The organism is Vibrio comitans (assembly GCA_024346835.1).
Classification (GTDB): domain Bacteria; phylum Pseudomonadota; class Gammaproteobacteria; order Enterobacterales; family Vibrionaceae; genus Vibrio; species Vibrio comitans.
The window spans coordinates 1641573-1666156 of the sequence record AP024866.1 but is presented as its reverse complement, the minus strand read 5'-3'; the positions used below and the strand labels follow the sequence as shown (position 1 = coordinate 1666156).

24 protein-coding genes are annotated in these 24584 nt (G+C 42.3%); 11 read left to right on the top strand and 13 right to left on the bottom strand.

Features of this window, described 5'->3' with window-relative positions; all coding sequences use genetic code 11:
* Nucleotides 1-65: 65 nt before the first annotated feature.
* On the top strand, nucleotides 66-3095 hold the full coding sequence (gene ydiJ / locus OCU46_RS07580) for a D-2-hydroxyglutarate dehydrogenase YdiJ (RefSeq protein ID WP_167495384.1): 3030 nt from the start codon (nucleotides 66-68) through the stop codon (nucleotides 3093-3095).
* 90 nt (nucleotides 3096-3185) lie between these two features.
* Here the strand turns inward: ydiJ and OCU46_RS07575 are convergent, their stop codons facing one another.
* Nucleotides 3186-3704, bottom strand: coding sequence for a phosphoribosyltransferase (locus OCU46_RS07575; protein ID WP_141271450.1), 519 nt, complete (start codon nucleotides 3702-3704; stop codon nucleotides 3186-3188).
* A 255-nt stretch (nucleotides 3705-3959) separates the two neighbouring features.
* Between OCU46_RS07575 and OCU46_RS07570 the strand changes: the two genes are divergently transcribed.
* On the top strand, nucleotides 3960-4343 hold the full coding sequence (locus OCU46_RS07570; protein ID WP_141271449.1) for a hypothetical protein: 384 nt from the start codon (nucleotides 3960-3962) through the stop codon (nucleotides 4341-4343).
* A gap of 58 nt (nucleotides 4344-4401) precedes the next feature.
* On the opposite strand, the gene OCU46_RS07565 is transcribed toward OCU46_RS07570, so the two are convergent.
* The 3 genes from OCU46_RS07565 to OCU46_RS07555 form a co-directional block, all read right to left on the bottom strand.
* Nucleotides 4402-5403, bottom strand: a complete 1002-nt coding sequence (locus tag OCU46_RS07565; RefSeq protein ID WP_141271448.1) for a metal-dependent hydrolase — start codon at nucleotides 5401-5403, stop codon at nucleotides 4402-4404.
* Nucleotides 5404-6175: 772 nt separating this feature from the next.
* The gene (locus OCU46_RS07560) at nucleotides 6176-6379 is read right to left on the bottom strand and encodes a hypothetical protein (RefSeq protein ID WP_141271446.1); all 204 of its coding nucleotides are present in this window, start codon (nucleotides 6377-6379) and stop codon (nucleotides 6176-6178) included.
* A gap of 223 nt (nucleotides 6380-6602) precedes the next feature.
* Nucleotides 6603-6923 (bottom strand): DUF4144 family protein, encoded by a 321-nt coding sequence (locus OCU46_RS07555; protein WP_141271445.1) that lies wholly within the window; start codon nucleotides 6921-6923, stop codon nucleotides 6603-6605.
* 173 nt (nucleotides 6924-7096) lie between these two features.
* On the opposite strand from OCU46_RS07555, the gene OCU46_RS07550 reads away from it, so the two are divergent.
* Nucleotides 7097-7753 (top strand): HAD family hydrolase, encoded by a 657-nt coding sequence (locus OCU46_RS07550; protein WP_141271444.1) that lies wholly within the window; start codon nucleotides 7097-7099, stop codon nucleotides 7751-7753.
* Nucleotides 7754-7891: 138 nt separating this feature from the next.
* On the opposite strand, the gene OCU46_RS07545 is transcribed toward OCU46_RS07550, so the two are convergent.
* On the bottom strand, nucleotides 7892-8599 hold the full coding sequence (locus tag OCU46_RS07545; protein ID WP_141271443.1) for a DUF3581 domain-containing protein: 708 nt from the start codon (nucleotides 8597-8599) through the stop codon (nucleotides 7892-7894).
* A 337-nt stretch (nucleotides 8600-8936) separates the two neighbouring features.
* Here OCU46_RS07545 and thrS point away from each other — a divergent pair, with 337 nt between their 5' ends.
* The 4 genes from thrS to rplT all read left to right on the top strand — a co-directional run bounded on the left by thrS (nucleotide 8937) and on the right by rplT (nucleotide 12117).
* Nucleotides 8937-10865: a threonine--tRNA ligase gene (gene thrS, locus OCU46_RS07540; protein WP_141271442.1), complete on the top strand. Its 1929-nt coding sequence runs from the start codon at nucleotides 8937-8939 to the stop codon at nucleotides 10863-10865.
* A gap of 3 nt (nucleotides 10866-10868) precedes the next feature.
* A complete protein-coding gene (gene infC, locus OCU46_RS07535) occupies nucleotides 10869-11423 on the top strand; it encodes a translation initiation factor IF-3 (protein ID WP_141271441.1) in 555 nt (184 codons plus the stop codon).
* A gap of 104 nt (nucleotides 11424-11527) precedes the next feature.
* Complete coding sequence (rpmI, locus tag OCU46_RS07530; protein WP_141271440.1) at nucleotides 11528-11722, top strand: 50S ribosomal protein L35; 195 nt, start codon at nucleotides 11528-11530, stop codon at nucleotides 11720-11722.
* A gap of 41 nt (nucleotides 11723-11763) precedes the next feature.
* Complete coding sequence (rplT, locus tag OCU46_RS07525) at nucleotides 11764-12117, top strand: 50S ribosomal protein L20 (protein WP_004401084.1); 354 nt, start codon at nucleotides 11764-11766, stop codon at nucleotides 12115-12117.
* A gap of 64 nt (nucleotides 12118-12181) precedes the next feature.
* Here rplT and OCU46_RS07520 read toward each other — a convergent pair whose 3' ends face one another.
* Together OCU46_RS07520 and OCU46_RS07515 are read right to left on the bottom strand one after the other, a co-directional pair.
* The gene (locus OCU46_RS07520; RefSeq protein WP_141271439.1) at nucleotides 12182-13105 is read right to left on the bottom strand and encodes a LysR family transcriptional regulator; all 924 of its coding nucleotides are present in this window, start codon (nucleotides 13103-13105) and stop codon (nucleotides 12182-12184) included.
* 34 nt (nucleotides 13106-13139) lie between these two features.
* On the bottom strand, nucleotides 13140-13622 hold the full coding sequence (locus tag OCU46_RS07515) for a GNAT family N-acetyltransferase (protein ID WP_141271438.1): 483 nt from the start codon (nucleotides 13620-13622) through the stop codon (nucleotides 13140-13142).
* Between the two features lie 213 nt (nucleotides 13623-13835).
* Here OCU46_RS07515 and OCU46_RS07510 point away from each other — a divergent pair, with 213 nt between their 5' ends.
* Nucleotides 13836-14669 carry a sulfurtransferase gene (locus tag OCU46_RS07510; protein WP_141271437.1) on the top strand — a complete coding sequence of 278 codons (834 nt, stop codon included), beginning with the start codon at nucleotides 13836-13838 and terminating at the stop codon, nucleotides 14667-14669.
* A gap of 250 nt (nucleotides 14670-14919) precedes the next feature.
* Here OCU46_RS07510 and OCU46_RS07505 read toward each other — a convergent pair whose 3' ends face one another.
* The gene (locus OCU46_RS07505) at nucleotides 14920-15063 is read right to left on the bottom strand and encodes a hypothetical protein (RefSeq protein ID WP_167495383.1); all 144 of its coding nucleotides are present in this window, start codon (nucleotides 15061-15063) and stop codon (nucleotides 14920-14922) included.
* Between the two features lie 280 nt (nucleotides 15064-15343).
* A complete protein-coding gene (locus tag OCU46_RS07500; RefSeq protein WP_141271436.1) occupies nucleotides 15344-15637 on the bottom strand; it encodes a hypothetical protein in 294 nt (97 codons plus the stop codon).
* 138 nt (nucleotides 15638-15775) lie between these two features.
* Between OCU46_RS07500 and OCU46_RS07495 the strand changes: the two genes are divergently transcribed.
* The 3 genes from OCU46_RS07495 (at nucleotide 15776) to OCU46_RS07485 (ending at nucleotide 18357) form a co-directional block, all read left to right on the top strand.
* Nucleotides 15776-16714, top strand: a complete 939-nt coding sequence (locus tag OCU46_RS07495) for a LysR family transcriptional regulator (protein WP_141271435.1) — start codon at nucleotides 15776-15778, stop codon at nucleotides 16712-16714.
* 538 nt (nucleotides 16715-17252) lie between these two features.
* The gene (locus OCU46_RS07490) at nucleotides 17253-17837 is read left to right on the top strand and encodes an NAD(P)H-dependent oxidoreductase (protein WP_141271434.1); all 585 of its coding nucleotides are present in this window, start codon (nucleotides 17253-17255) and stop codon (nucleotides 17835-17837) included.
* A gap of 154 nt (nucleotides 17838-17991) precedes the next feature.
* Nucleotides 17992-18357 (top strand): winged helix-turn-helix transcriptional regulator, encoded by a 366-nt coding sequence (locus OCU46_RS07485; RefSeq protein WP_141271433.1) that lies wholly within the window; start codon nucleotides 17992-17994, stop codon nucleotides 18355-18357.
* Nucleotides 18358-18461: 104 nt separating this feature from the next.
* On the opposite strand, the gene OCU46_RS07480 is transcribed toward OCU46_RS07485, so the two are convergent.
* The 4 genes from OCU46_RS07480 to OCU46_RS07465 all read right to left on the bottom strand — a co-directional run bounded on the left by OCU46_RS07480 (nucleotide 18462) and on the right by OCU46_RS07465 (nucleotide 24341).
* Nucleotides 18462-19001: a peroxiredoxin family protein gene (locus OCU46_RS07480; RefSeq protein ID WP_141271432.1), complete on the bottom strand. Its 540-nt coding sequence runs from the start codon at nucleotides 18999-19001 to the stop codon at nucleotides 18462-18464.
* Between the two features lie 586 nt (nucleotides 19002-19587).
* Complete coding sequence (locus tag OCU46_RS07475) at nucleotides 19588-20673, bottom strand: PQQ-dependent sugar dehydrogenase (protein ID WP_141271431.1); 1086 nt, start codon at nucleotides 20671-20673, stop codon at nucleotides 19588-19590.
* 12 nt (nucleotides 20674-20685) lie between these two features.
* Nucleotides 20686-21693, bottom strand: coding sequence for a DUF3080 family protein (locus OCU46_RS07470; RefSeq protein WP_244311406.1), 1008 nt, complete (start codon nucleotides 21691-21693; stop codon nucleotides 20686-20688).
* Between the two features lie 56 nt (nucleotides 21694-21749).
* The gene (locus OCU46_RS07465) at nucleotides 21750-24341 is read right to left on the bottom strand and encodes a DUF2339 domain-containing protein (RefSeq protein WP_244311405.1); all 2592 of its coding nucleotides are present in this window, start codon (nucleotides 24339-24341) and stop codon (nucleotides 21750-21752) included.
* Between the last annotated feature and the right edge of the window lie 243 nt (nucleotides 24342-24584).

Genomic DNA, 24584 nt, shown 5'->3' with positions numbered 1-24584 from the left:
TCGAACGAATTATTAAGATCACGCCGAACGCAATGGAGTAGAGCGTGATTATCGCAGGAAGCATTATGTTACCAAGACTCAACCAAGACTCTTCTATCAACTCAATCGTCGAACGCTATTTATCGGAGCTGCAACAAAAAGGCTTCCAGGGTGATATCGAAACTCAGTATGCAAGCAGGTTAGCTGTTGCTACTGACAATAGCGTTTATCAACAACTGCCCCAAGCGGTAGTGCACCCTAAAACCCAGCAAGATGTCGAATTGTTGGCACAGCTTGGTAATGAACCTGATTTTCATACTGTTCGATTTTCTCCACGTGGTGGCGGTACGGGTACCAATGGCCAGTCATTGACCGAAGATATCGTTGTCGATCTTTCTAGGCATTTGAATCAACTGATTGAAATCAATGTAGAAGAAGGGTGGGTGATCGTAGAAACGGGAATGGTCAAAGATAAGCTCAACGATCTTGTTCGACCGCACGGTTTTTTCTTTTCTCCTGAGCTCTCTACCAGTAACCGTGCAACTGTCGGTGGTATGATCAATACCGATGCGTCGGGGCAAGGTTCATTACGTTACGGCAAAACCTCTGATCATGTACTTGGGCTCACGGCTGTTTTGGCTGATGGTTCAGTGCTCGATACCGAGCAGTGGAAGAGTGTTGAAGAGAATACATTCGCTGTATCAGCGGTGACTGAAACTCAAAGAATCTGCCGAGAGCATCGAGCTGCTATTGAAGAGCGATTCCCACCTTTGAACCGCTTTTTAACGGGCTACGATTTAAAGAACTCCTTACAGGACAATGAATTTTTGCCGGAGAGAGTGCTATGTGGCTCTGAGGGTTCGTTAGGTTTTATTACACGAGCAAAGCTTAATCTAACACCGATTCCTAAATCTCGAGTGTTGGTTAACGTCAAGTACGACAGTTTTGATTCAGCGCTACGCTCGGCACCTATGATGGTTGAAGCGAATGCGCTGTCTGTTGAGACCATAGATTCAATAGTTCTTAACTTGGCAAAGCAAGACATTGTTTGGCATACAGTAAGCGACCTATTAACCGAAGTACCTGGGCAAGAGTTACTGGGCGTTAATATTGTTGAGTATGCAGGTAATGATGTTGCCGAAATCGACGATCAAGTTAGTGCACTTTGTTCTCGACTCGATTCGATGATTGAGAACGAGGAAGGGGGCATTATTGGCTACCAGATTTGTCGCGACTTAGGCAGCATCGGTAAAATTTATGGGATGCGTAAAAAAGCTGTGGGTTTGCTGGGCGCGACAAAGGGCTCAGCTAAGCCGGTTGCTTTTGCCGAAGATACCTGTGTACCTCCTGAGAATCTAGCTGACTTCATTGTCGAATTTCGAGCTCTGTTAGATGCACACAATCTTCGTTACGGCATGTTTGGCCACGTCGATGCTGGCGTACTTCATGTTAGGCCAGCACTTGATATGTGCGATCCTAAACAAGAAGAACTCATGCATAAAATTTCCGATCAAGTGGTTGCTCTAGTGGCCAAATATGGCGGATTGATGTGGGGCGAACACGGAAAGGGCTTTCGTTCTGAATACGGCCCAGAATTTTTTGGTGAGCATTTATTCGAGCAATTGCGCCGTGTTAAGAGTGCTTTTGATCCATTGAACAAGATGAATCCAGGCAAGATCTGTACGCCTCTAGAGTCTGATGATGAATTAGTGAAAGTGAAAGGCGTTAAACGCGCTCATTTTGATCGTCAGATCCCTGTGACCGTTCGCGATAGCTTTAATGGCGCGATGGAGTGTAATGGCAACGGCTTGTGCTTTAACTACGATGTTGCCTCACCTATGTGTCCGTCAATGAAGGTACTTGCTGACAGACGTCATTCGCCAAAGGGCAGAGCCGGTATCGTTCGAGAATGGCTACGCCAATTATCAGAACAAGGCGTTGATATACTCGATTTAGAAAGTAAAACACTCAAAGGCTCATTGTCTTTGAAGAGTATGCTAGATCGAATGACCAACCGCTTTAATAAGCGTCATCATTATGATTTCTCTCATGAAGTGTATGAGGCAATGCAAGGCTGTTTAGCCTGTAAAGCGTGTGCAACTCAGTGTCCTATCAAGGTCGATGTGCCAAACTTTAGAGCGCGATTCCTTAACTTGTATCACTCTCGCTATCAAAGGCCTTTAAAGGACTATTTTGTAGCAAATATAGAGTCGTTGCTTCCGGTAATGGCGCTGTCACCAAAATTAGTTAATACAGTACTTGATTCGGGCTGGGTCCAGTCATTAGTGTCTTCAACGGTAGGTTATGTTGATGCGCCATTGCTATCTTCACCGACATTGAAACAACGCTTAAAGAGTCAACATGTTGAAAAATACGATCATCAAAAGCTTTCAAGCTTAAGCGATGAGCAGAAACAGCGACATGTGATTGTGGTGCAAGACCCGTTTACAAGCTACTACGATGCGCAAGTCGTTGATGATTTTGTATCGTTGCTGGTGAAGCTAGGGTTCATCCCAGTCATGCTTCCGTTTAAACCCAATGGCAAAGCACAACACATCAAAGGCTTTTTAAAGCAATTTACCAACACTGCGCAAAATACCGCACAGTTTCTTGCCGAGGCAGCCAAGCTCAAGATGCCTATGGTGGGTGTAGATCCTGCGTTGGTGCTTTGTTACCGCGATGAATACAGAGAAACCCTGAAAAAAGATTGTCCTGATTTTTCCGTAAATACAGTGCATGAATGGCTACTGCCACAATTGGATTCACTTCCTTCTCGTGACAATAACAGTCAGGAACCTTGGTACTTGCTAGCGCACTGTACAGAGAAAACCATGTTACCAAATGCTGAAAAAGAGTGGGGTACCATTTTTACTCACTTCGGCGCCTCACTTGCCGCTGTGCCTGTTGGTTGTTGTGGTATGGCTGGTACCTTTGGACATGAGGCAGATAAACTGCAATGGTCAAAGGATATCTACGGATTAAGTTGGAAACCTAGCTTTGAACGCTTACCTATAGAACGTTGTTTGGTGACGGGATATTCGTGCCGAAGCCAGGTGAAACGCTTTGAAGGTACTGTGGTCAAGCATCCGCTACAAGCACTGTTGGAAGTGCTGTAAATAATAGAAAAGCGAGGTTTTACCTCGCTTTTTTTGATTGAAGAATCGTAAGTACACAAATCCTTTAGATTTGTTTATGTGGTTTGCTAATCACTTCACTAATTTAGAGACGTAAGGAACATTTCTGAGCTTGTCTTGCCAGGGCAATCCGTATCCAACGAGTAAGTCATCATTATTCATTTCATAAGCAAAATACTGTGGCACGGGTATCTCTACTCGGCTTGGTTTTACGAATAAAGTTGCGATAGAGATTGAGTTAACCTCGTAGTTGTTGGAAATATGCTCTACCAACCTTTTCATCGTGCCACCAGATTCAATTGCATCGTCGATCATGATGACATCCTTACCTCGAATTGAAATGTTCTCGTGGTATACGATGGAAGAGGTGTTGTTGCTATCGCCTGGTGTGTGAGGACAAGAGATAGTATCCATACTTAAATCGAAGCTCAGACTACGAACTAAATCAGCCGTGAATAAGATGCCACCTGGAACGACACTGATCACCACTGCATCTTCGAATTTCTCATTCAGCTTATCTGCGACAATTTTTACCCCTTGTTGAATCTGTTGTTCACTCAACACCAGCTCACCGATATGTTTTGATTTCATTTCTAACCCCTAAATCTGCTTCAACAGGATTATCTTTTCTATAAATTAATGCTTTGGCTACTTACCACATCATGGCGTTTTTCCACCTGCATTTACAGTGATAAAACTCAGTAATATGAATAATGATTGGATTTCAGATAAAGAATAATTCACTCAAAAAGAGGAAGGATTTAGAGCAAAACTTTACCGCGATTTATATTGCTACCTGTGGTTACAATATTGAGGTGTTTTACGGGTCCCTTAAACAAAGCCGCCATGAATCAAAAAGCAAAGCAACTGCTTCACCAGCTATGCGTTGAATACGACCGACTATCCAAAGAGTTTAAATCCCGCTCATTCCCTGAATTTTCTGAAACTATTACTCATCCATTGGGTCATTGTTTTGTCCGATGTCCCATTGGCAGTCAACGCTTTTCAATAGTGTCGATTAAATTTGATCCTGTTGTACGAGGGCAGGGTGTTCTTACTGAGTTTATTGATTATGTGAAAAGGAATCCTTACCACTACCAAGGCGTTGAGGTAGCAATCATCGAAAATAAAAGTTTGGCAAGGCATCTGCGAACCCATGGGTGGAAGTATAAATCTTTGTTTGGAAAGGTGTTCTTTTCTAATACGCCAACGCTAGTCAAAGATTTTTAATGAATCCACTCTTTGATGGGGCAGGCTTAACTTCCTACCTTCGTGTCGAATAAATACTTTAATCGCCGGTTAGCATATTTACAAAACGCTTTCTTGATTCTGGAGTGTTGTCGCGATGGGTTGTGTATTTAACGTGTGTGCTCGCATCAACAGAAGGCGATAGGTTGATGCTCCAAAGTGCTCTAATTTCATTGGGTATCATAGAGTATCGCACATCGATAATTTTGAATTTATCGGTAGGATCTTGTGCTATGAAATCATTCGAAAACTGTCTAAAGCGTTCTATGTCTTTTGCTTGTTGCGAGTTAGGATCTAGCCAAGGAAAATCTCTATTAACGTTTAGTTTGGAGATAGATTCACCAGAGTACTTTGTTACCGATGTGCCCAATCTGACAGCATCCACATAATATCGATCATCCGTTTCGTAAATCACCTTCCACAGTAAGATATTGCCGAACGTAGGCTTTGTTTCAATTCGCACTGGCGCATGCTGCCGCTCTTTGGCTAATTGCAATCCACTCGCTTCTGCTCTGTCTCGTTGGATTACCCCAAGGGTGAGGTAGATTAAGGCCCATAGAAGTGCAACACGTGCTAATAAAGGCCTTTTCTTTAGCGTTGCAAGTATAAGCAAAATTAATAGGGGGAGAGTGAATAAAGGATCAATAACTGAGATGGTGTTCCATGCAAAACGTTCATTGGTAAAAGGCCAAAATAGCTGGGTTCCGTATGAGGTGCAGGAGTCAAGTAGCCCGTGAGTACCATAGCCTAAGGCGCAATATGCCCAGCTTTGTTTAAACGAAAAGTTGTGTTTTTTTGCTATAAGCCAATGCAAAACCAACGCACAAATAAGACTACCAATAGGGATAAACAGAAGTGAGTGGGTAAATTGTCGATGAAATTGCAAAAACAGCAATGGATCACTCGATGAACGAATAAGTACATCTAAATCTGGCGCCATTCCAGCGAGCAACCCCAATGCACCAGCGACAACAATATGCTGTTTTTTACTAATTGACTGGGGCACTGAAGCCCCAAGCAATCCTTGCGTTAATGGATCCATTTTTCGCTCATTGATAAGGTATGTTTTTGCGCTCTGGATGAGGCCATCTTAAGTATTACACTGAGATTTCGAGTAAGTATTTCCAGAAGTATAGAGTAGCTTTATTCAGGTGAGAGAGAATTGAGCATTAAACTCCTTTTCTCGGATGTGCGTCAGCGTAGGATTCTTTGAATAGGCCAGACTCTTGTTGATTACACGACTTAGTAGAGAGCAGGCTTAACCTATAAAAGATGTAATATCGTGTATAAATCGGGTTTATAAATGATCTTAATTTAACAACATAGGAACTCTGTACGCCGTAAAGTAGAATAAGCTGACTTATCACCCATGTGAGTTACAGAGCTATAGAAATTACTCGCCTACATCTCTTTAATGCGAGTAGATTCTCTGTGACCGCTGACTAGTGTAGCTACAAAAAAGAGGCCCATCCCAATGAAGATTAAAGAGGGTTATAAAACCAAGAATAACCTAATGGTTATTGGTATTTCTGATCGCTTGAGTCCGAACCACCTCAATACGCCCATGCCAGTTTTCTTAGTCAGGGTGGTGTGTTTAGAGTGCACGGAATTCTTTGATATTGCGTCTTGTGAGGTTCATCAATCGACGTGCGTATCTTGCTAGACTCATTGGTAGGTGGTTGTTGCGGATGACGAGTTCGATAAAGGACCGTTATCTTGCAGGTTTCAAGGGTTGTTGTGTTTATTGTAAGTGTTATCGCTAACTTGAACTTATATGCCGTTGATAATAAAAAGGTGACTCGTTGAAGACTTCACTATAGTTCACTGGAACTAGAAGTTTTATTCTTTTTAATGTACTTCACTACCATCCAAATAACATAACCTGTCACGCCAACGATGAGTGCCGAGCGAATGAGAATAGGGGCGTCATGCTCAAGTTCATTAACGTGCGGGGCTATGCTGGCGTACAGACGACTGGTAAAAAGCAATCCCATAACTAGCATAAAAACTTTGTTCATTTTGCCTGCCTCGATATCAATGCTTTACACAGAACAAGCAATTAGTGGGTTGTATTTATAATAAACGCACGTTTTGTCCTGTTTGGATTTAGAAGAATGCGCTTCTTAAACAGGGCCGTCAATGTAACCCCCACTTTTAACCAGTAAGCTAATATTCCAGATTTGAAAGTCGTCATTGGTGAATAGGGATAACCTTCTTTGGGATGAAGGTTTATAAAGCCAGTCAACTTTCGAACTCAAGTGACTGTATGGCTTCTTCAATGGACATAAATTGAATTTTCGTCAGACACATTTCTGCTTTGGAGAACTCATGTTCTTGAATCAACTGAGTCACGGATTGAAGCGATAGTGAGGCTTCATTTGGTTCGAATAGATACGTGTCGTCTTTCGGACTGATTGCATAACTTCGGCCAAAGCTATCAATTAAACAGTCAGCACTTCCCATAATTAGGCCCTCTAACTTTTCATCTAGTTTATCCTCTGAAGCGGCATATATGAGCTCTGAATCACCGTCCAACTTTAAAATACATGGCCATTGAATCATCTTTTTCCTATCCACAAAATTTGCAATCCTTACGCCTACGTTATCACTGATTAGTTGAGGTCGCTATTTGAAGAGGCTGGCAATTTTAATAGCCTGGGCAATGGCCAGTTTGGATGGTTGCTATATGAAATAATTTTAGTAGTATCTCGTTTCCTGATCATCGAGATAGAGTTATGACCTTTAAAGCCGCAATTTTTGATATGGATGGATTGCTTCTTGATACTGAGCGAGTGTGTATGAACGCATTTGAAAAAGCGTGCAATACACTAGGTCTTGAGTTTTTGAAGCCTGAGTATCTCGCTATTATTGGCCAAAATGCCCAAGGAGTAGAGCGTACTATCCGTGCTGGTTACCCTGATGATTTAGATTATCCAGCACTGCGTAAAGTGTGGATGGAGTATTATCATGATGTGACGCATCACCAAGCTATCCCTATTAAAGAGGGTGTATTGGAGCTTCTTGATTGGCTGAAAGGCAATGACATACCAATAGCGGTTGCGACATCGACAGAGTTAAGCTTGGCCAAAACGAAACTTAAGCTGGCTGGACTAGAGGGATACTTTGATATTCTGGCTTGTGGATGTGAAGTGACTCATGGCAAGCCTGATCCGGAGATCTATTTATTGGCTGCAAGTCGGCTCAATATAGAGCCACAGCAGTGCTTAGGCTTTGAGGACTCGAACAATGGTGTGCGTTCGGGTATTGCAGCGAACCTGCAAATGTATCAAGTTCCCGATCTTGTTTCTCCGACTGATGAGATAGTAGCACTAGGGCATCAGATTCTTCCTTCGATGATTGATGTACTGCAGCATCTAAAAAGCGAACGTTAAGTCTTTATTCGCCGTAATCTAGGTCGTCATAAAGAACAAATTGCATTGCTAAAGTAGTAAATCTTTCGCTGACGACTAGACGTAAAAAAGGGTCTAATTTCATTAGACCCTTCTTCAATAATTCAGCGATAACGGGTGTTACTTGTTAAAGTTGGTTTTCGCAGCGTTGAACTTGTCTACGTAGGCCATCATGTCTTCTTCAACCCAAGGGATGAGACCGCTAGCAATCATGCGCTTGCTGCCAGTACCTATCACTTGGCCGTCTCCCTTAAACTCGAAGTTCAGAGTCACTACGCCACGCTTGCCGTTAACATCAAAGGTGGCGCTAGATAGTTCTACCGTCGGCTCTTTGATATCAAAACGATTAAACTCAAGCTTCATGTTTTCATAAATGATAAGAGGGCGCTTAGTGTTGAACATCATTTGCTCTTCTTTCATAAGAGGAACCATGATGTGAGGGAAGTTCATTCCAGAGAACTTTACATAGCCACGAATAACATTCTCAATTAACTCAGCATCGGTACAGATCTCTCCACGACGCTCCATGCTCAGATATTCTTTGCCTTTTTCATCTACAACCGAGCTGTTTTCATCACATGCGTGGTTTAACTGTAATTCAACACCATCACCGACCATTCCTGAGAAGGTGAACTTCATGTTTTGGCTTAGTCCCTCGTTCTGCAGTAATACAGCGAATAGCAGATCGCCGGGTACGCAGAAACGCTTGTTGTCTTCGTCATGAATAGGGTTGAAGTCACCAGCAATACCTTTAGCGAAATCGCTAGCTTGTTTGCGAGTAAAATGAATCGAAGAATTATCACTTACGAAGTACGGGGATAGAAACATAGTTACGGCTTAAAATCTTTGTTATTAGTAGATATGTGACCGGAGTATATCAAAGTGTAAAATCTTAATGGTCTATCCAGTGTATATAAGTTTGTATAACAGTGTAACTTAACGTGTTGATATACCGAATTAAAGCCGTGTAATCGGGCATTTTGGTTGTTATTTGAGTGATTTTGGTTACAATGCTCAGCTTGCTGTTATTTGAATCCAATCACATCAGTAATTGTGAAGGACTTAACGGCCATTTCTTTGGCTCTTGCATTCTAGGCATTGAACGCAAGAGATTAACTTAAACATGTGTTGCTTCGTATGTAACACCACTGGAATAGGACTTAAAATGCCTGTAATTACTCTTCCTGACGGCAGTCAGCGTCAATTTGACAACCCTGTATCAACTCTAGATATCGCAGCTTCTATCGGCCCTGGTCTTGCAAAAGCTACCATCGCTGGTCGTGTAGATGGCGAGCGCGTTGATGCTTGTGATCTTATCGAACAAGATGCAAGCCTAGAAATCATTACTGCAAAAGATGAAGTTGATGGTCTTGAGATTGTGCGCCACTCATGTGCTCACCTTCTTGGTCATGCTATTAAGCAACTTTATCCTGATGCGAAAATGGCTATCGGTCCAACTATCGATAACGGTTTCTACTACGACATCGATATGGAGCATCACCTTACGCAAGAAGATTTAGACAAAATCGAAAAGCGTATGAAAGAGCTTGCTAAGACCAAGTATCAAGTTGTTAAGAAAAAAGTCAGCTGGCAGGAAGCTCGCGATGCATTTGAAGCTCGCGGAGAAACCTACAAAATTGAAATCTTGGATGAGAATGTGTCTAAAGACGATCGTCCAGGACTTTACCATCATGAAGAATACATCGACATGTGTCGTGGTCCACACGTACCGCACATGGGCTTCTGCCAACACTTTACGCTACTTAACGTAGCGGGTGCATACTGGCGTGGTAACAGTGACAACAAGATGCTTCAGCGTATCTACGGCACTGCATTCCACGACAAGAAAGCACTTAAGGCGCACCTAACACGCCTTGAAGAAGCAGCTAAGCGTGACCACCGTAAGATTGGTAAGCATTTAGACTTGTTCCACATGCAGCAAGAAGCGCCGGGTATGGTGTTCTGGCACCACAATGGTTGGTCTATCTTCCGTGATCTAGAAGTATTCGTTCGTGAAAAACTAACAGAATACGATTACCAAGAAGTAAAAGGTCCTCTAATGATGGACCGCGTTCTTTGGGAACGTTCTGGTCACTGGGACAAATACGCTGATGCGATGTTCACAACTAACTCAGAAAACCGTGAATACGCTATCAAGCCAATGAACTGCCCTGGTCACGTTCAGATCTTTAACCAAGGTTTAAAATCGTACCGTGATTTACCGTTACGTATGGCTGAGTTCGGCTCATGTCACCGTAACGAACCATCAGGTGCTCTGCACGGTATCATGCGTGTTCGTGGCTTTACTCAGGATGATGCACACATCTTCTGTACTGAAAGCCAGATCCAAGATGAAGTGATTAGCTGCATCAAGATGGTTTACGATACATACCAAACATTCGGCTTCGATAACATCGTAGTTAAGCTATCTACACGCCCTGAAAAGCGCGTAGGTTCTGATGAAATCTGGGATGAATCAGAGAAAGCACTAGAGCAAGCTCTGCAATCTATGGATATTCCTTATGAGATCCAGGAAGGCGAGGGTGCGTTCTACGGACCGAAAATTGAATTTACTTTGTATGATTGTCTGGATCGTGCGTGGCAATGTGGTACAGTGCAACTCGATTTCAACTTACCAGGCCGTTTAGGTGCAACTTATGTAGGTGAAAATAACGAACGATTAGTTCCAGTTATGATTCACCGTGCAATTCTAGGTTCACTTGAGCGCTTCATCGGTATCTTAATCGAAGAATACGCTGGTTTCTTCCCAACGTGGTTGGCACCAGAACAAGCTGTAATTTTGAACATTACTGACAAACAAGCAGAATATGTTCAAGAAATTGCACAAAAAATGCAAAAAAGTGGAATTAGAGCCAAAGCGGACTTGAGAAATGAGAAGATTGGCTTTAAAATCCGCGAACATACTTTAAAACGTGTACCGTACATGTTGGTTGTCGGCGACCAAGAAATGGAAGCTGGCGAGATTGCAGTGCGTACTCGTAAGGGTAAGGACCTAGGCAAGTTCAAAGTGGATGATTTTATCTCTTACATCCAAGCCGAGGTTTCAAGCCGTAAGCTCAATCTGGAGGAATAAGCTATTAAAGGCGGAAGACGTGGTCAACAACAACCGGCCAAACAAAACCAGCACCGTTTAAACGGTGAAATTCGAAGTGTACGTGAAGTTCGCTTAACTGGCGCCGATGGCGAACCAGTAGGTATCGTTACTTACGCAGAAGCGCAGGCTGCAGCAGACGAAGCTGGTATGGATCTCGTAGAGATCAGCCCTAACGCCGAGCCACCAGTTTGTCGTGTGATGGACTATGGCAAATTCCTCTTTGAAAAGAGCAAAGCTCTTAAAGAGCAAAAGAAGAAGCAAAAGCAGATTCAGATTAAGGAAGTAAAATTCCGTCCTGGAACTGATATTGGAGACTATCAGGTAAAACTACGCAACCTGACGCGTTTCCTAGAAGACGGCAACAAAGTGAAGGTAACAATTCGCTTCCGTGGCCGCGAAATGGCACACCAAGACATCGGTGTAGACGTTCTGAAGCGACTGAAAGAAGATACAGTAGAATTTGCTGTTGTTGAATCTTTCCCTAGCCGAATTGAAGGTCGTCAGATGATCATGGTGCTAGCCCCTAAGAAGAAGTAATTATCGGCCTGCAAGTAATTTAACCTTGCTGCATATAAGTGGCAGGGTTTCATTCGCCCTAATTACTATGTTATTAACAACTCAACAATGCGGAGTTATTCATCATGCCTAAGATGAAAACCAACAAAGGTGCTGCTAAGCGTTTCAAGAAAACTGCTGGTGGTATCAAATTTAAGCACGCTGGTAAACGTCACATCTTGACTAAGCGTACTACTAAGAACAAGCGTCAACTACGTCCTAACGCAATCCTTCCTAAGTGTGAAGTGGCTGCTGTTATGCGTATGATGCCATACGCTTAATTCTTTTTAGTTTATAATTCGTTTAGTTTAGGAGAGACATAATGCCTCGCGTAAAACGTGGTGTACAAGCTCGTGCACGTCATAAGAAAGTTCTAAAACAAGCAAAAGGTTACTACGGAGCACGTTCACGTGTTTACCGCGTAGCTTTCCAAGCAGTTACTAAAGCTGGTCAATACGCATACCGTGACCGTCGCAACAAAAAGCGTCAGTTCCGTCAGCTATGGATCGCTCGTATCAATGCTGCATCTCGCCAGAATGGTCTATCTTACAGCCGTTTCATCAACGGTCTTAAGAAAGCATCTATCGAGATCGACCGTAAGATCCTAGCGGATATCGCGGTATTCGACAAAGCTGCATTTGCAGTACTAGTTGAAAAAGCAAAAGCTGCTCTATAATTTAGAACATTAAAGCTTTATTTAAAGGAGACCCTAGGGTCTCCTTTTTTATTGCTTGCAATTCTTAGCTGAAAGCTTGTTGTCCAAGCTCAATGGATTTGCACAGCTCGTCCTTAATTAGCGGTAAGCAAAGCTCTCTAAACCACTGGTGCTCAGGATCATTGTTATAACGAGCGTGCCAGAGCAAGTAATAGCTATGCTCATCGGTATCAAACGGAACGGGCTTAACAACCAACTTTTTATCAGCAAAACCTGCGGCAATATGTAAGGGAACCGTCATCAAGGTTTCAGTTATAAGCAAGGCTTCTACACCAGATTCAAACGATGGCACAGTTGCGAATATGCGCCTTTGTTGTCCTGCATCTGCAATCAATCGATCCACTTCTCTTTGTTTATCTACGACACCATTCACCAAGATGTGCTTAGCATCTGAGTAGCGCTTTGTGGTCATCGATACCGTTGCCAGTGGATGTGAAGTTGACATCAGCACCACGTACTTGTCACCACCAAGACGCTTACCAAATAGATTGTCTGGTATATCTTCTGCCATGGTCGCAACCACATCTACGCTTCCTTTATGAAGTTCGCTAAGGTCTTCGCTTTGCCAAAGTTGGGTGGTTAAACTCGATAATGGGGATTGTTGTTCCAGTTGCTGGCAGATAACTGGCAGTATCTTAGGTGCAATGAAGGCATTGAAGGCGAGGGTAAAGCGACGGGTGATTTCTTTTGGAGTTATCTCTTCAGGAGAATAAAGCCTGTCTAGCCTTTGCAAAAGTTCAGGTAGTTCTTTTTGTAGATGGGAAGCTCGTTGGCTTAATGAGAATTGATTGCCTTCACGGATCAAGATTGGATCTCCGAAGGCATCTCGTATTTGCAGTAATGTTTTGCTCATTGCCGACTGACTAACGTTTAACTCTTGTGCAGAAAGCGTCAGGTTTCGGGTTCTGAGCAATGAATCTAGGGCTATCAATAATTTATAGTTGTGCATCCTTCGTCCTTGAACGATTTCTCACTAGTGCGCTCTACAAGGTTTTTAACATCCAAACATCACACATATTATGTAGTGTTCCTTCTAGAGGTTTGTTTAAATGCTCGAAGCCGAGCTTTTCATATAAACGCACCGCTGACGTCATGTTTGAAAGCGTATCTAAATAGCACTGAGTGAAGCCTTGTTGTTTGGCAAAGTCTAAACAGTGGTTAGACAAGGCTTTACCCAAACCTAAACCTCTCGCTCCCTCTAACAAAAAGAGTTTTTTTAGCTCGCAAGTCGATGAGCCTTTGGTAAATGGCGCTACTCCGCATCCGCCAACAACAACACCATCTTTAAGGGCGACAAAGTAACGGCTCTTATTCTCTAAGGTGTAGTAGTGACTCATACTTTCAACTTCAGGATCTGAAGGTCCATAACCTTCACCAACCGCGCCAAATTCTTCGCCCACTTTTTTGATGACTTCTTTGACGACAGGGTCAAACTCTGGATTTATGCTGACTATTTGTAACGACATAGTGGTTTCCTCATTCTTAGTTCTTAATCACAAGTTACCGTTATTAATCACCATAGAGAAATGGATAAAATGACTACTTGGTATGATTTTTTTTCAAGTCTAGCATAAAACAAAGAATTAATATCATGGCTAATATAGTGAGCATTACACTTGTCACAAGAGTAGGTTTGATAAATACTGAGTTGTTAGGAATCAATATTTTAGGGATATGAGATGAGCAATGTGTTGGTTGATTGTGCTTGGCTGAATGAGCATTTAGATGACAAAGACTTGGTACTGTTTGATGCCTTTATGCTGAAAGTGGTTGGCAAAGACCCTATTGAATACTCAGAGTTTGTCACTATTCCTGGCGCATTGCCTTTTGATATTGAAAACGACTTTTGCAACAACGAATCTACCCAATTGCACGCGCTTCCTACACCACAACAATTTACCAAGCACGCTCAGAAATTAGGAATTAACAAGCAAAGTACGGTGGTGATTTTCGATAATCAAGGTATCTATAGCGCGCCTCGAGCATGGTGGACGTTCAAGGTTATGGGCTTTGAAAATGTTAAGGTCTTAGATGGTGGATTACCTGCTTGGATTGAGAAAGGGTTCCCAACGACTTCTGCTTATACACAGATTACTGGCAGTGGTGATTTTGTTGCGAATTGCGACTCGAGTAAAGTGACCGATTATCAAGCGGTATTAGCAGAGTTGAACAACCCTCAACAATTGGTGGTGGATGCTAGAGGCAGTGCGAGATTCAATGCTGAGGTTGCAGAACCAAGGCCAGGCGTTAGAGCAGGGCGAATTCCAAATTCCGTGAATCTTCCGTTTGCGTCTTTGATGGACGGTAATGGATTTAAATCAAAACAGGCGTTATCACAGCTTTTCTCTAATATTGGTAGTGAAGATTCTGAGCGCTTAGTGTTTTCCTGTGGCTCAGGGATTACGGCTTGCATTCTTATCTTAGCTGCACATGAAATAGGACTATCCAATACTATTTTGTACGATGGCTCATGGGCGGAGTGGGGTTCTAACGAAGCACTTCCGCTTGGCTAATCAAAATAGGGGCTATAAACGCAAGTTATTCTTCTTCTCGGTGGTAAGCATAAAGTAGCTCCTTTATTTCAGTTTGGGTTAGCTTTGAATGACCACTATTGGCATAGTTAAAAGGTATTTAGTTAACTCGTTTTTGCCCCAAAGAGTGTTTGAATCTGACAGAGTTGCTAGGTGCAAAGTGACAGCTCGGAATACTTATTTTTATGCTGAAGTTTTGATTTTAGAAGAACAAGTGACCAAATTTAGTTGGCTACTGCATTACTGCTTGAGATAGTCTGAGGCATTTCAACTTTTGACATAGTTCTTTTATCATCGCACTGTATTGACGCTCAGTAATAATGCGTTTGCGTTTGCGTTTTAGCCTAACTAGATCTTTTAGTTGAATGGTTTTCATTACAAAACCCTCAATCATGATGTGACATATGATAGTAGCTACTTGGGCACTGTTAGATTACAGTGCGTCTGTAGTGGTTCTTTTTCTCAATCGCGACATATCATACTGGATGATTTAGTTGAAGGTATTCAGCTGTCTATGAAAAAGAACTCTGTGATTATAGAGAGAAAATGTTAGACATACTTATCATATTCCCAATATATATGCGTTTAGTTTCACCATTACAAGAAACACCAAATGCAAGGGCACCAACTAAGGTGCCCACAATTGCTAATTTCAATTATTCAGAAAATAGGTCGTAATCGATATCAGACATTACGTTCATTGCTACTTCATTACAGGTTTCAACATCATCGCCATTTGATTCAACAAGTTCGATAATTTTTCCAACTTCGTCATGTTGGTTTGATTGTTTCGCTTCACCTAGTGCAACACACGTTTTCAGCAGTGAAGTCTCAAGCGTTGGGTATTGCTCATCGTATACCCAAGTATCAACATCAGAATAATCACTATAACTAGCTGCAGAAGCGCCAAAAGTTACACCAAGAGCAAGAACGATAACCAATTTTTTCATTTATATATTCACTTATTAGTAATTTACTAGGTGAATCCATCCGACTAATTCCTTAATACAACTACTATACGAAAAATGAATATTATTAGTGAAATGGTATATATTTATAATTACACATGAATAAATTTGATAATAAGTATGGCAAGTTCGATAATTCAAAACCTTTCAAGGATAGATCTGAACCTATTGGTTACTCTAGAGGTGCTGTTGCGAGAAAAGAATGTAACAAGGGCAGCTAATGAGATGCATGTTACGCAATCTGCAATGAGCTATTCGTTGCAGAGGCTGAGAGATACGTTTGATGACCCTTTATTTACCCGAGTTGCAAAAGGGCTCGTACCTACGAGTAAAGCGTTAGAGCTTGGTGAACAACTGCCTGCTATCTTGAAGCAACTAAATACTTTAGTTCAACAAAAGGTCTTTGACCCTAAGTTGTGTACAGAGACATTTTCAATATCAATGGCTCCTTTCTTGTCGACAATTGTTACGCCCAGATTACTCATAAAGCTCTTGGAAACTGCTCCTTTGGTTAACTTGGTTGAGTTGCCTTTGCGGGCTAGTCATCTTACTTCTATAGAGCAGGGAAGTTTGGATTTCTCTGTGCATTATAAATCTCCTAACAACCCTCAATATCAAGTCAATTATGTTGGGAAATTACCAGCATCGCTTTTTGCTCGTTTTGGTCACCCTTTATTTAAACTAAAGTCACTTAGTGTTCAGGACGTAGTTGAATACCCTATTATCGGTATGCAAATAGAGTCTGATATTAACAATGAATTTGATGCACCTGTAGACAAGTTTTTAAATCAACTAAAACCCGGGTGTAAAACCAAACTTAGAGGTGCTCAGACTCAAGTTCTTATTGATGTGATGCTCCAAAGTGATGCCTTACTTTTTGGCGCTGATGCATTAACTTCTTACAAAGGACATGGAAGGGATTTCAAGTTACTTCTTCCAGTGAAAGAGTGGTTCGCCTCAGCGCACATTATTCGTCATAGCAGAAACAAGGATAACGATGCCTATGTTTGGTTTGAGAAGTTGCTCGAAGATGAGTTAAGAAATGTTCTAGAAAGCTAAGTCAATGGGCACTTTACATACCGCAAATAAACAAGTTTTCTGAGTCTAATAGTCACAAGCAGTTGGGGGCGATGGTCTACCGCAAGATTTCGTCTTGGGCTAGTAGCGATAGTTTGATATCAAAAAGGGAATCCAAGATCACGCAGCAATTTGGGTATTCATATGCTTAAAAGATACATAGAGCAAATCAATCCATATTGGCGGTTCGTTAACTTATTTCATTTGATGCAACAATTCGGCTAGAAAGCTTTTATCCACTGATGGGTTGAGTTAGCCGATTAGCTAACAAACTTCTGCCCCATTATGAGTTACAACCATGTATTATGACGAAATAGTAAGCTGAATTGACCTAAGAAAAACTAATGATGAAGCTTATTTATGAAAGCTTTAATATGAGTCATTCTTTTTTATCTCTAAAGTAGGTTACTAAAAGTATACTAATTGTAATCCAATATCAGGTAACTAATATACACCGCAAGACACAAGAGACGAAGGTTTCATATGTGTATTCACCCTATTTTTTGCGGAGTAATTAGCTATGAGTAACGTTCTTATCATCAATGCCCACGAACCATCACCATTCTCAGAAGGTAAACTTAACACTTCTTTGGTAGATAAAGCGGCGACACTATTAGAACAGAAAGGTCATTCAATTCGCATCGTAACCATGCAAGAGGAATGGGTCGTTGATGAACAGTTAGCACATTTTGAATGGGCTGATCGTGTGATTCTGCAATCACCAGTAAACTGGATGACAATCCCTTGGTCTTTCAAAAAATATATGGATGAAGTATTCACTGCTGGTATGGGAGGCGCATTGTGTGCTTTTGATGGTCGCAGTGCAGAAGATCCGACTAAGAACTACGGTACAGGTGGCACACGCACTAACACTAAATACATGCTTTCACTGACATTCAATGCACCCAAAGAATCTTTTGATGATCAAGATGAGTTCTTATTCCAAGGCAAAGGTGTGGATGATCTAATGTTCCACATGCACGCTAACTTTCGTTTCTTTGGTATGTCAGCATTGCCGACTTTTGCTTGCTATGACGTGATGAAAAATGGCGATATTGAAAATGACTTTGTACGCTTTGAATCGCACCTTAACGAGCTATTTTAATTAACAAGACCAGTAGGGTTGGTTAATTACCTCTACTGAGAACTTAATTCAATTGGCGCGTAGTGCTACCATAGCATATGACTTAAACCAGATATTTGTGACTTCTTTTAATGAATGAACCCCAGCTATCTGGTTTCTTGATTGATGAGGTTGTATGAAAGCAAGAATAGAAGTAGACCCAGGAGGGCGTAAAAATGTTATCGATGCCTGCTCTGAGCCTTGTGCGATAGAAAAAGGCATGCGGATCTTGGGTTCTAAGTGGAAGGGTTCTATCATATACCACCTGAAAGACGGGCCAGTCAGATTTAATGATCTTACAAGAATGTTGGGCGGAGCCAGTAAGAAGATGGTTGACCAGCGCTTAAAAGAGCTAGAAAGTGAAAATATGGTGGTACGCCGCGTGATCAATGACAAGCCACTAGCGGTGAGTTACGAACTGACAGAGTTTGGCACAAGCGCTCTGACAATTCTTGATGAATTGAGGAAGTGGTCTGCAAGCAACAATATTCAGATCAAATGATGTGCCGCTCAACATTGTTAGCTCAAACTATCACTGAATAGATATAAAAAGGCAACCTGTTAAGAGGTTGCCTTTTTTCAATCTTGCCTTGTGAGGTTTGAGACTTAGTAGTCTAGTGTGCCTCGGATTGGGTAGTGGTTATTTGGATCTCGAATCCAGGCTAGACCGCGAGTTAATGCACCAAGCTCTGGTCTTACAAATGGGTTGTTTGATAGGTCAACTACATGGACATTTCCGTGCTCATTGACGACAAATAGCCCTGGCTCTGCAAAGTTATGGTCCGTTTCTGCTTCAGAACGCGGTAGAGAAATATAAAGTCCTAACGTCTTCATTTGTTGCTCACTTAGACCATAAGCAATTGGGAAACTGATATCGAGCTTTTCTAGATGTTGCTCTAATTGTTGTTTTGAGTCGCCAGATACAGCCAAAATATCAACGCCTGCATCACTAAATGCCGGCTTGTACGTCTCAATTTCGTTAAGGTATTTGGTACAAAGTGGGCAATGCTTACCACGATAGATAAATAACGCTTGCCATGTGGCTTCACCTTGAGGCTGACCTAACGTAACTTTGGTCCCATCCACGGTTGTTGCTTCTAATGTAGGAAAAGTGTCACCGGCTTTGAGCTTCTGTGAGTATGTCATTTCGACTCCTTGAATTGGATTTACCACTAAGTAGATAAAAAGATAAGTCACTAGGAAACCAGTTGCAACTGGTATACTTTTAGTAACCTTGCTGTGAGCTTGAGTTCATGCTGTTTATTCAGTGCTCAACTCGATAAGCGGAATGGGAACGTCTACATTGTCTGGATGAAAACAGCAATCTTAATCATCACTGGTATGGGTATGTTTTTCCCGCTGTTCTGGTCTCGTGGATTATGGACACTTCTAACGAGCGTAAGATGGAAGTTCAGATCTTAGAAGAGGTGAATGAACTCAGAGCTGAGGTTTAGGTATCGATATCAATACTTAAAAAGCAAACTGAAAGAAATGAGTAGTCTGCAATCTTGCGGCTAGACTTGCCATACCTGTAGTTATTCATGAGTTGTTAATATTCGATTTTTAGTAACTCATTTTTGTCCAGAAATGAGCCAGAGCACAGGCTGAAAACCAAACGACAAATCAGATCCACTTTCGGTCAGTGCAAAGCGTAATAGCGTACTGAGAAGGCCGCTTTTGTAATCATTGGCGGCCAATTTAAATGTCTCTGCAAGCATGCACTTATTGGGTGTTAAGGGATAAGCCTCATGACTTTGCCACTGTCCGTTGTAACATACAGATAGTCATCAGGTGAAATCTGTATGTCGCGGATCCTTTCACCTAAATCGTCAAATAAGCGCTTCTCTTCAATCAACTTGTTACCGTCTATCTTAATAACGTTGATATGAGTAAGCTTTAAGGCTCCGGCTAACAGTTTACCGTTGAGATCAGGATAGCGTTCACCGCGATAGATAATGAGCGAAGAAGGCGCAATAGATGGGGTATAGACGAGCGAAGGCGGGGTAACGCCTTCTTGGTATTCTGAGTCTCCCACCATTAAAGGCCCCCAGTACTCTTTGCCATGAGAAGTCATTGGCCAGCCGTAGTTATGTCCTTTTTCGATCTTGTTTATTTCATCACCGCCACGAGGGCCATGCTCTATTGCCCACAGTGTTTTTGTCTGTGGATCAAATGTTATTCCTTGCGTATTCCTATGCCCATAGCTCCATATCTCAGGTAGAACATCGTTGCTGGTTACATAAGGGTTGTCCTTTGGTACTGAGCCATCAGCATTAATACGTATAATCGTGGCTGCATGATTAGAGGTATCTTGGCCATTATCTCTATCGCCTCTGTCACCGATGGAAAAATAGAGCTTATTATCATCATCAAACACAATGCGGCTACCAAAGTGTCTTCCGGTATCGGAGTGAGACTGCGTTGCTAAGACTTCTTTGAAGTTGCTAAGCGATCCCTTGGAATAGGTTGCAGAGGCGAGGACAGTACTCGCACCTTGTTTATCAGTTTGGCTGTAGGTGATGAATAACCGGCTAGTGTCTTGCGGGTGAAAAGCTAAGTCTAGTAATCCTCCTTGGCCGCCTGAGTAAACATCTTCAGGCTTGTACAAGGCTTTGTACTCTCCTGATGGGATATCGAGTTCCACAATAGAACCATTGCGTTCGCTAATTACGGCGGTTTTGCTATCGGCGAACTCAATTGACCAAGGTACTTTCAACCCGGTTGCTACGGTTTGCAAAGTGTAGGCGTGGCTTAGTTTCGCACAACCTAATGTTGCCAATGCAAGTGTGAGTAGATGAGTTTTCTTCAATCGAAGCATGCCGGATTCCTTTTAGCCTGACTGCCCAACCTGATCGCCACAACGTTGAAATAGAGACATCCAATATTGTGCGTGGTTGATTGTCACTTGTTTGTATTCATTATATGCACTTTGTACAGGATGATGGTATTGGTTGTCGAGCTTGACGGAATAAAGAATGTCGATGTGTGGAGATAGCGTATGGTAGGCAGAATTAAGATCAGCGAGGTAAGGCTGAATCTCCCCAATGTAGTACTTCTGGAACACGTTTTTTAGTCTGCGATACTTTGTCGTGTCTCGATTTTTCCCGCAGAATACAATGCTGTCGTGCTGCTTAAGCTGCTGTGTGCTTGCTTGCAAATAGAGGGTCGCGGATTGAAGTGAATGGCTTATGCGCCCAAGTTGATCGTACTTTTCTATCTCTTCTTGAAAGCTAAGGATATCAAACTCTTCTGGTAACTGTCCCTTATCGTAGTGAGCGTGTAGTGAGGACAATTGTTGAAGTACCTTTTTCAGACTATACAATCCTTGATTAGTCTCTTTGGTGTACCAGTTTGTTGAGAAAGCATTGGCGTAAAGCGAGTCACTGCTATACAGGGTATTAGAGATATGTAGTGGTAATTCTTGCCATTTAATGCTGTAGATGCGCTGCAGATCTTCGTTGAGTTCTACGCCTAATTCACTGGTGGCGAGGCACGACTTCAAGCCACCTAATAGTGCCACTTCATACTCTAGGGATCTGAATTGATCTTGCACCTTGCCCAGTACCGTGTTTCTTTCAGCAACCAATTCCATAAGGTGACATTTTGACAGTTGAAGTGCATCAACAAGACCAACAGTTTGTCTGGATGGTTGCTGGAAGAGTTCTCGCTTCCTTGGATACTCAGGTGTTGGAGTCACGACTTTTACCGTGTCTTTTTGCTGAACATTAGCAAGGCGCTCAAGATAGTTCTCAAACTTGCTTTCAACGCTAGAGGCGTTATCACAACCAAGTAGCAGTGCGCATACGGCAAAAACGACTGCGCTTTTTGCTCCCTTCACATTCTTCCCTCGAATAATACTCATAATCACATATACGCATTGGGAGAGTAGATCGCCTAAGTGGACTTGGTCACGGCAGTATCATCATGTTTTAAACGCTGGAATAGCCAACCTATTGCAACTAAGCAAAGCCCTAATCCTAAGAAGGATAAAGCGCGATATAAGCCAGTTAGCTGAGACATATCAATCACAAACGCTTTAAAAATGACAATGAAAAGGATACCGAAGCCGATATGGTGAGCGAATTGATTCATCTGTTTTTGCGACCAAACAATGGCCGCAACTGCCAGCAATAACCAAACGACAGAATAGGTATAGAGCTCTAACTCTTTAATACCAAGCACTATGCCAATAGAGCCGTCATGAAAGTAATGTCGAATTAACGCATTGATTCCCAGGCACAGAAATGCGCCAGCTGCAGATAATGCATAAAGGGAGTACTGACTGGGAATAAGTTTGAACAACTTCCCAATAGCAAAAATGAAACCTGGTATTACCCACAACGGCAGCAACCAATTGAGGATGAAATAGTCCCCAACAACTTGGTTGGTGATAAATGGGTTTAATGTTGTGAACAGATGGACCTGAAGTAAGGCAAAACCAGCGATCAATGCGTAGGCAAAATATTGGTACACCAGCTGTGTTTTGCCTGTGCTGATCTTATAGCGATAAAGGTATATGAGAGAAAGCGCCAACCAGTTCATCGCAAGCAGGGCTGACTCCTCAAAGGTAAGAGCAAATACAGAAGGGTAGTCACCAATAAGGAAGTAGCTTGTTTCGGTCGTAACAAATAAAGCGATGAGATGAAGACGAGATCCTACCAACCAAGGGTCTATGGATGAACGATTTAACTGCATGCTGGTGGCGTAAAGCAAACCAAAGCAGACAGGATAAATAAGCAATGTCCAATGAACACCTAAGATAGTTTCTGACTGATACTCCGGTAACCATGGAGCCAGGGTAAGCCTGATAATTACAACGGCTACCATGATTTTGATCAGCCAATCTGGAGCGCTGAAATTAAATCTACGACTCCAGAAGGCAAGAGCAAATAGTTGCACAGCTAACGCAACGGTAAGTGTTCCCGCTTCTAGAAGCATGGTAAATATCAAACACAGATTCGCATTAGCCAACAGCCAACCGGAAACCAATATATGAGGCTCTTTATACCGCCTTGTAATGTACACACCAATAACGGCAAGAAGCGCCAGCTCCACTGACCACAATGAGTAGATCATTTGGCTCGCCTCATTGCTGGTTAAACTATAACTGGTGGCAAATAGTAAAGGCACTGCACTCGCAAATAACAATGAGAATGCAGGGCGATTTGGGTTACGACGATGCATCATCGAGGCAAAAATCAAAAATGCGATGGCGCAGAATTGAGTGAACTGATGTGCTCCCGTGTACATGAATAGCATGTCGTTGAAGTCAGATGTCGGTATATACAGCACTAAGGTCATTATGGTGAGTATCAATGCCAACATTGGCCAAGTATCAAAAGCAGAATGCCTGATAGATATTGCGCACAGGACGGCAGCATAAATCAAAGAGCAGGCGATGAGCTCAGGTTGATACCCGTAAAGGACATAAAAGAGCACAAGGGGAGCAAGTGAACATATTAACCCTGCTTGTTCCTTACGTGGCATGAGTAAGATTTTGAGAGGCATAGCGACGCTATTTTGTTGCAGTAATCGCCATCCAAGGACAGGGGTAAGGGTAAATAGATAAAGAGACAGCAAGCTAAAGCTAAGGAGCACATAGATCTCAGATGAGGTACTAGATAGCAATGTTGTAATCAGTAGCCATGCGAAATTACCCGCAAAACACAATCGCCACAACCACTCACTGCCAACCCGCTCTGAGATGTAGACAGCAGAAGCACTAATAAACACTACAAACAGGGCAATTTGTAAGGTATTGGGCTGCAGTTCCCAAAATAACGCGGGTATCGCATAACTGCCAATAACACCAATGAAGGCAACGATAGGGCCAAACCTAAGCGCCATAAAGGTGGCAAGAGAGGTAACAATGATCGTAAGAACCAACGCCGGTGTCGGAGGTATAAACTGATAGTAGTGGGTTGAGACTACAATCATGGCAAAGCAGGTGATGACACCCGCCGAGGCTAATGCCGCACTGACTTGGCTAGTTTGAATATTGAAACGTTTGGGGTAACGAATCAGGTATTCTGCGGCAATTAATAGAATAATGCCAAATGCAAAGCCGAGTAAGATTCGAGCATGTGCGGAGATCAATCCCGCTTCAACGGCATATTTAGCAAGAAAAACCCCACCGAGAGCCAGTACAAAACCGCCAAGCCACAGCAGTATATTACTACTCAAGGCGGCGAACAGTTTCTTAGCGTTTTCTCCAATTGAATCCCATAAATTGAAGTATTCACCTTTTGGCTGTTCTTGATAGAGCTCAAGGGCAGGCTCAGATTCGGGTGATACTGGCTCTTGCAAATCAGTAGCTAGGGGCTCATGGTTTGTGCCTTGGCTATGTTGTTCAACATTTTTCAGTGCCACTTGCAGCTGTAATTGTTCCAGTTCAGCTTGTAACTTGGAGATTCTCTTATGAGCATACCGAGCCATCACAAGCCCAACGATGATTGCGATCAACAGAATAAATTGCAGTAGTAGCATTATTTCAAACATATATAACAAGAGTACTGAAGCCTATTAGGTAAGCATAGACCCTTGAAGCTAAAGTGTTTTTAGCTTCAAGGGGATTTTTTGCACGAGTAACGGTGCATCTTAATAAGTGACAGTTGAAATCTTAGATTTCCATGACATATCTAAATCATATGTCAGTACCCTTTGACCTCTTTAATTTTAGGAGCCTACTTAAAGGCTACAGCTAGGATCTTATCAAATGATACTGCGATA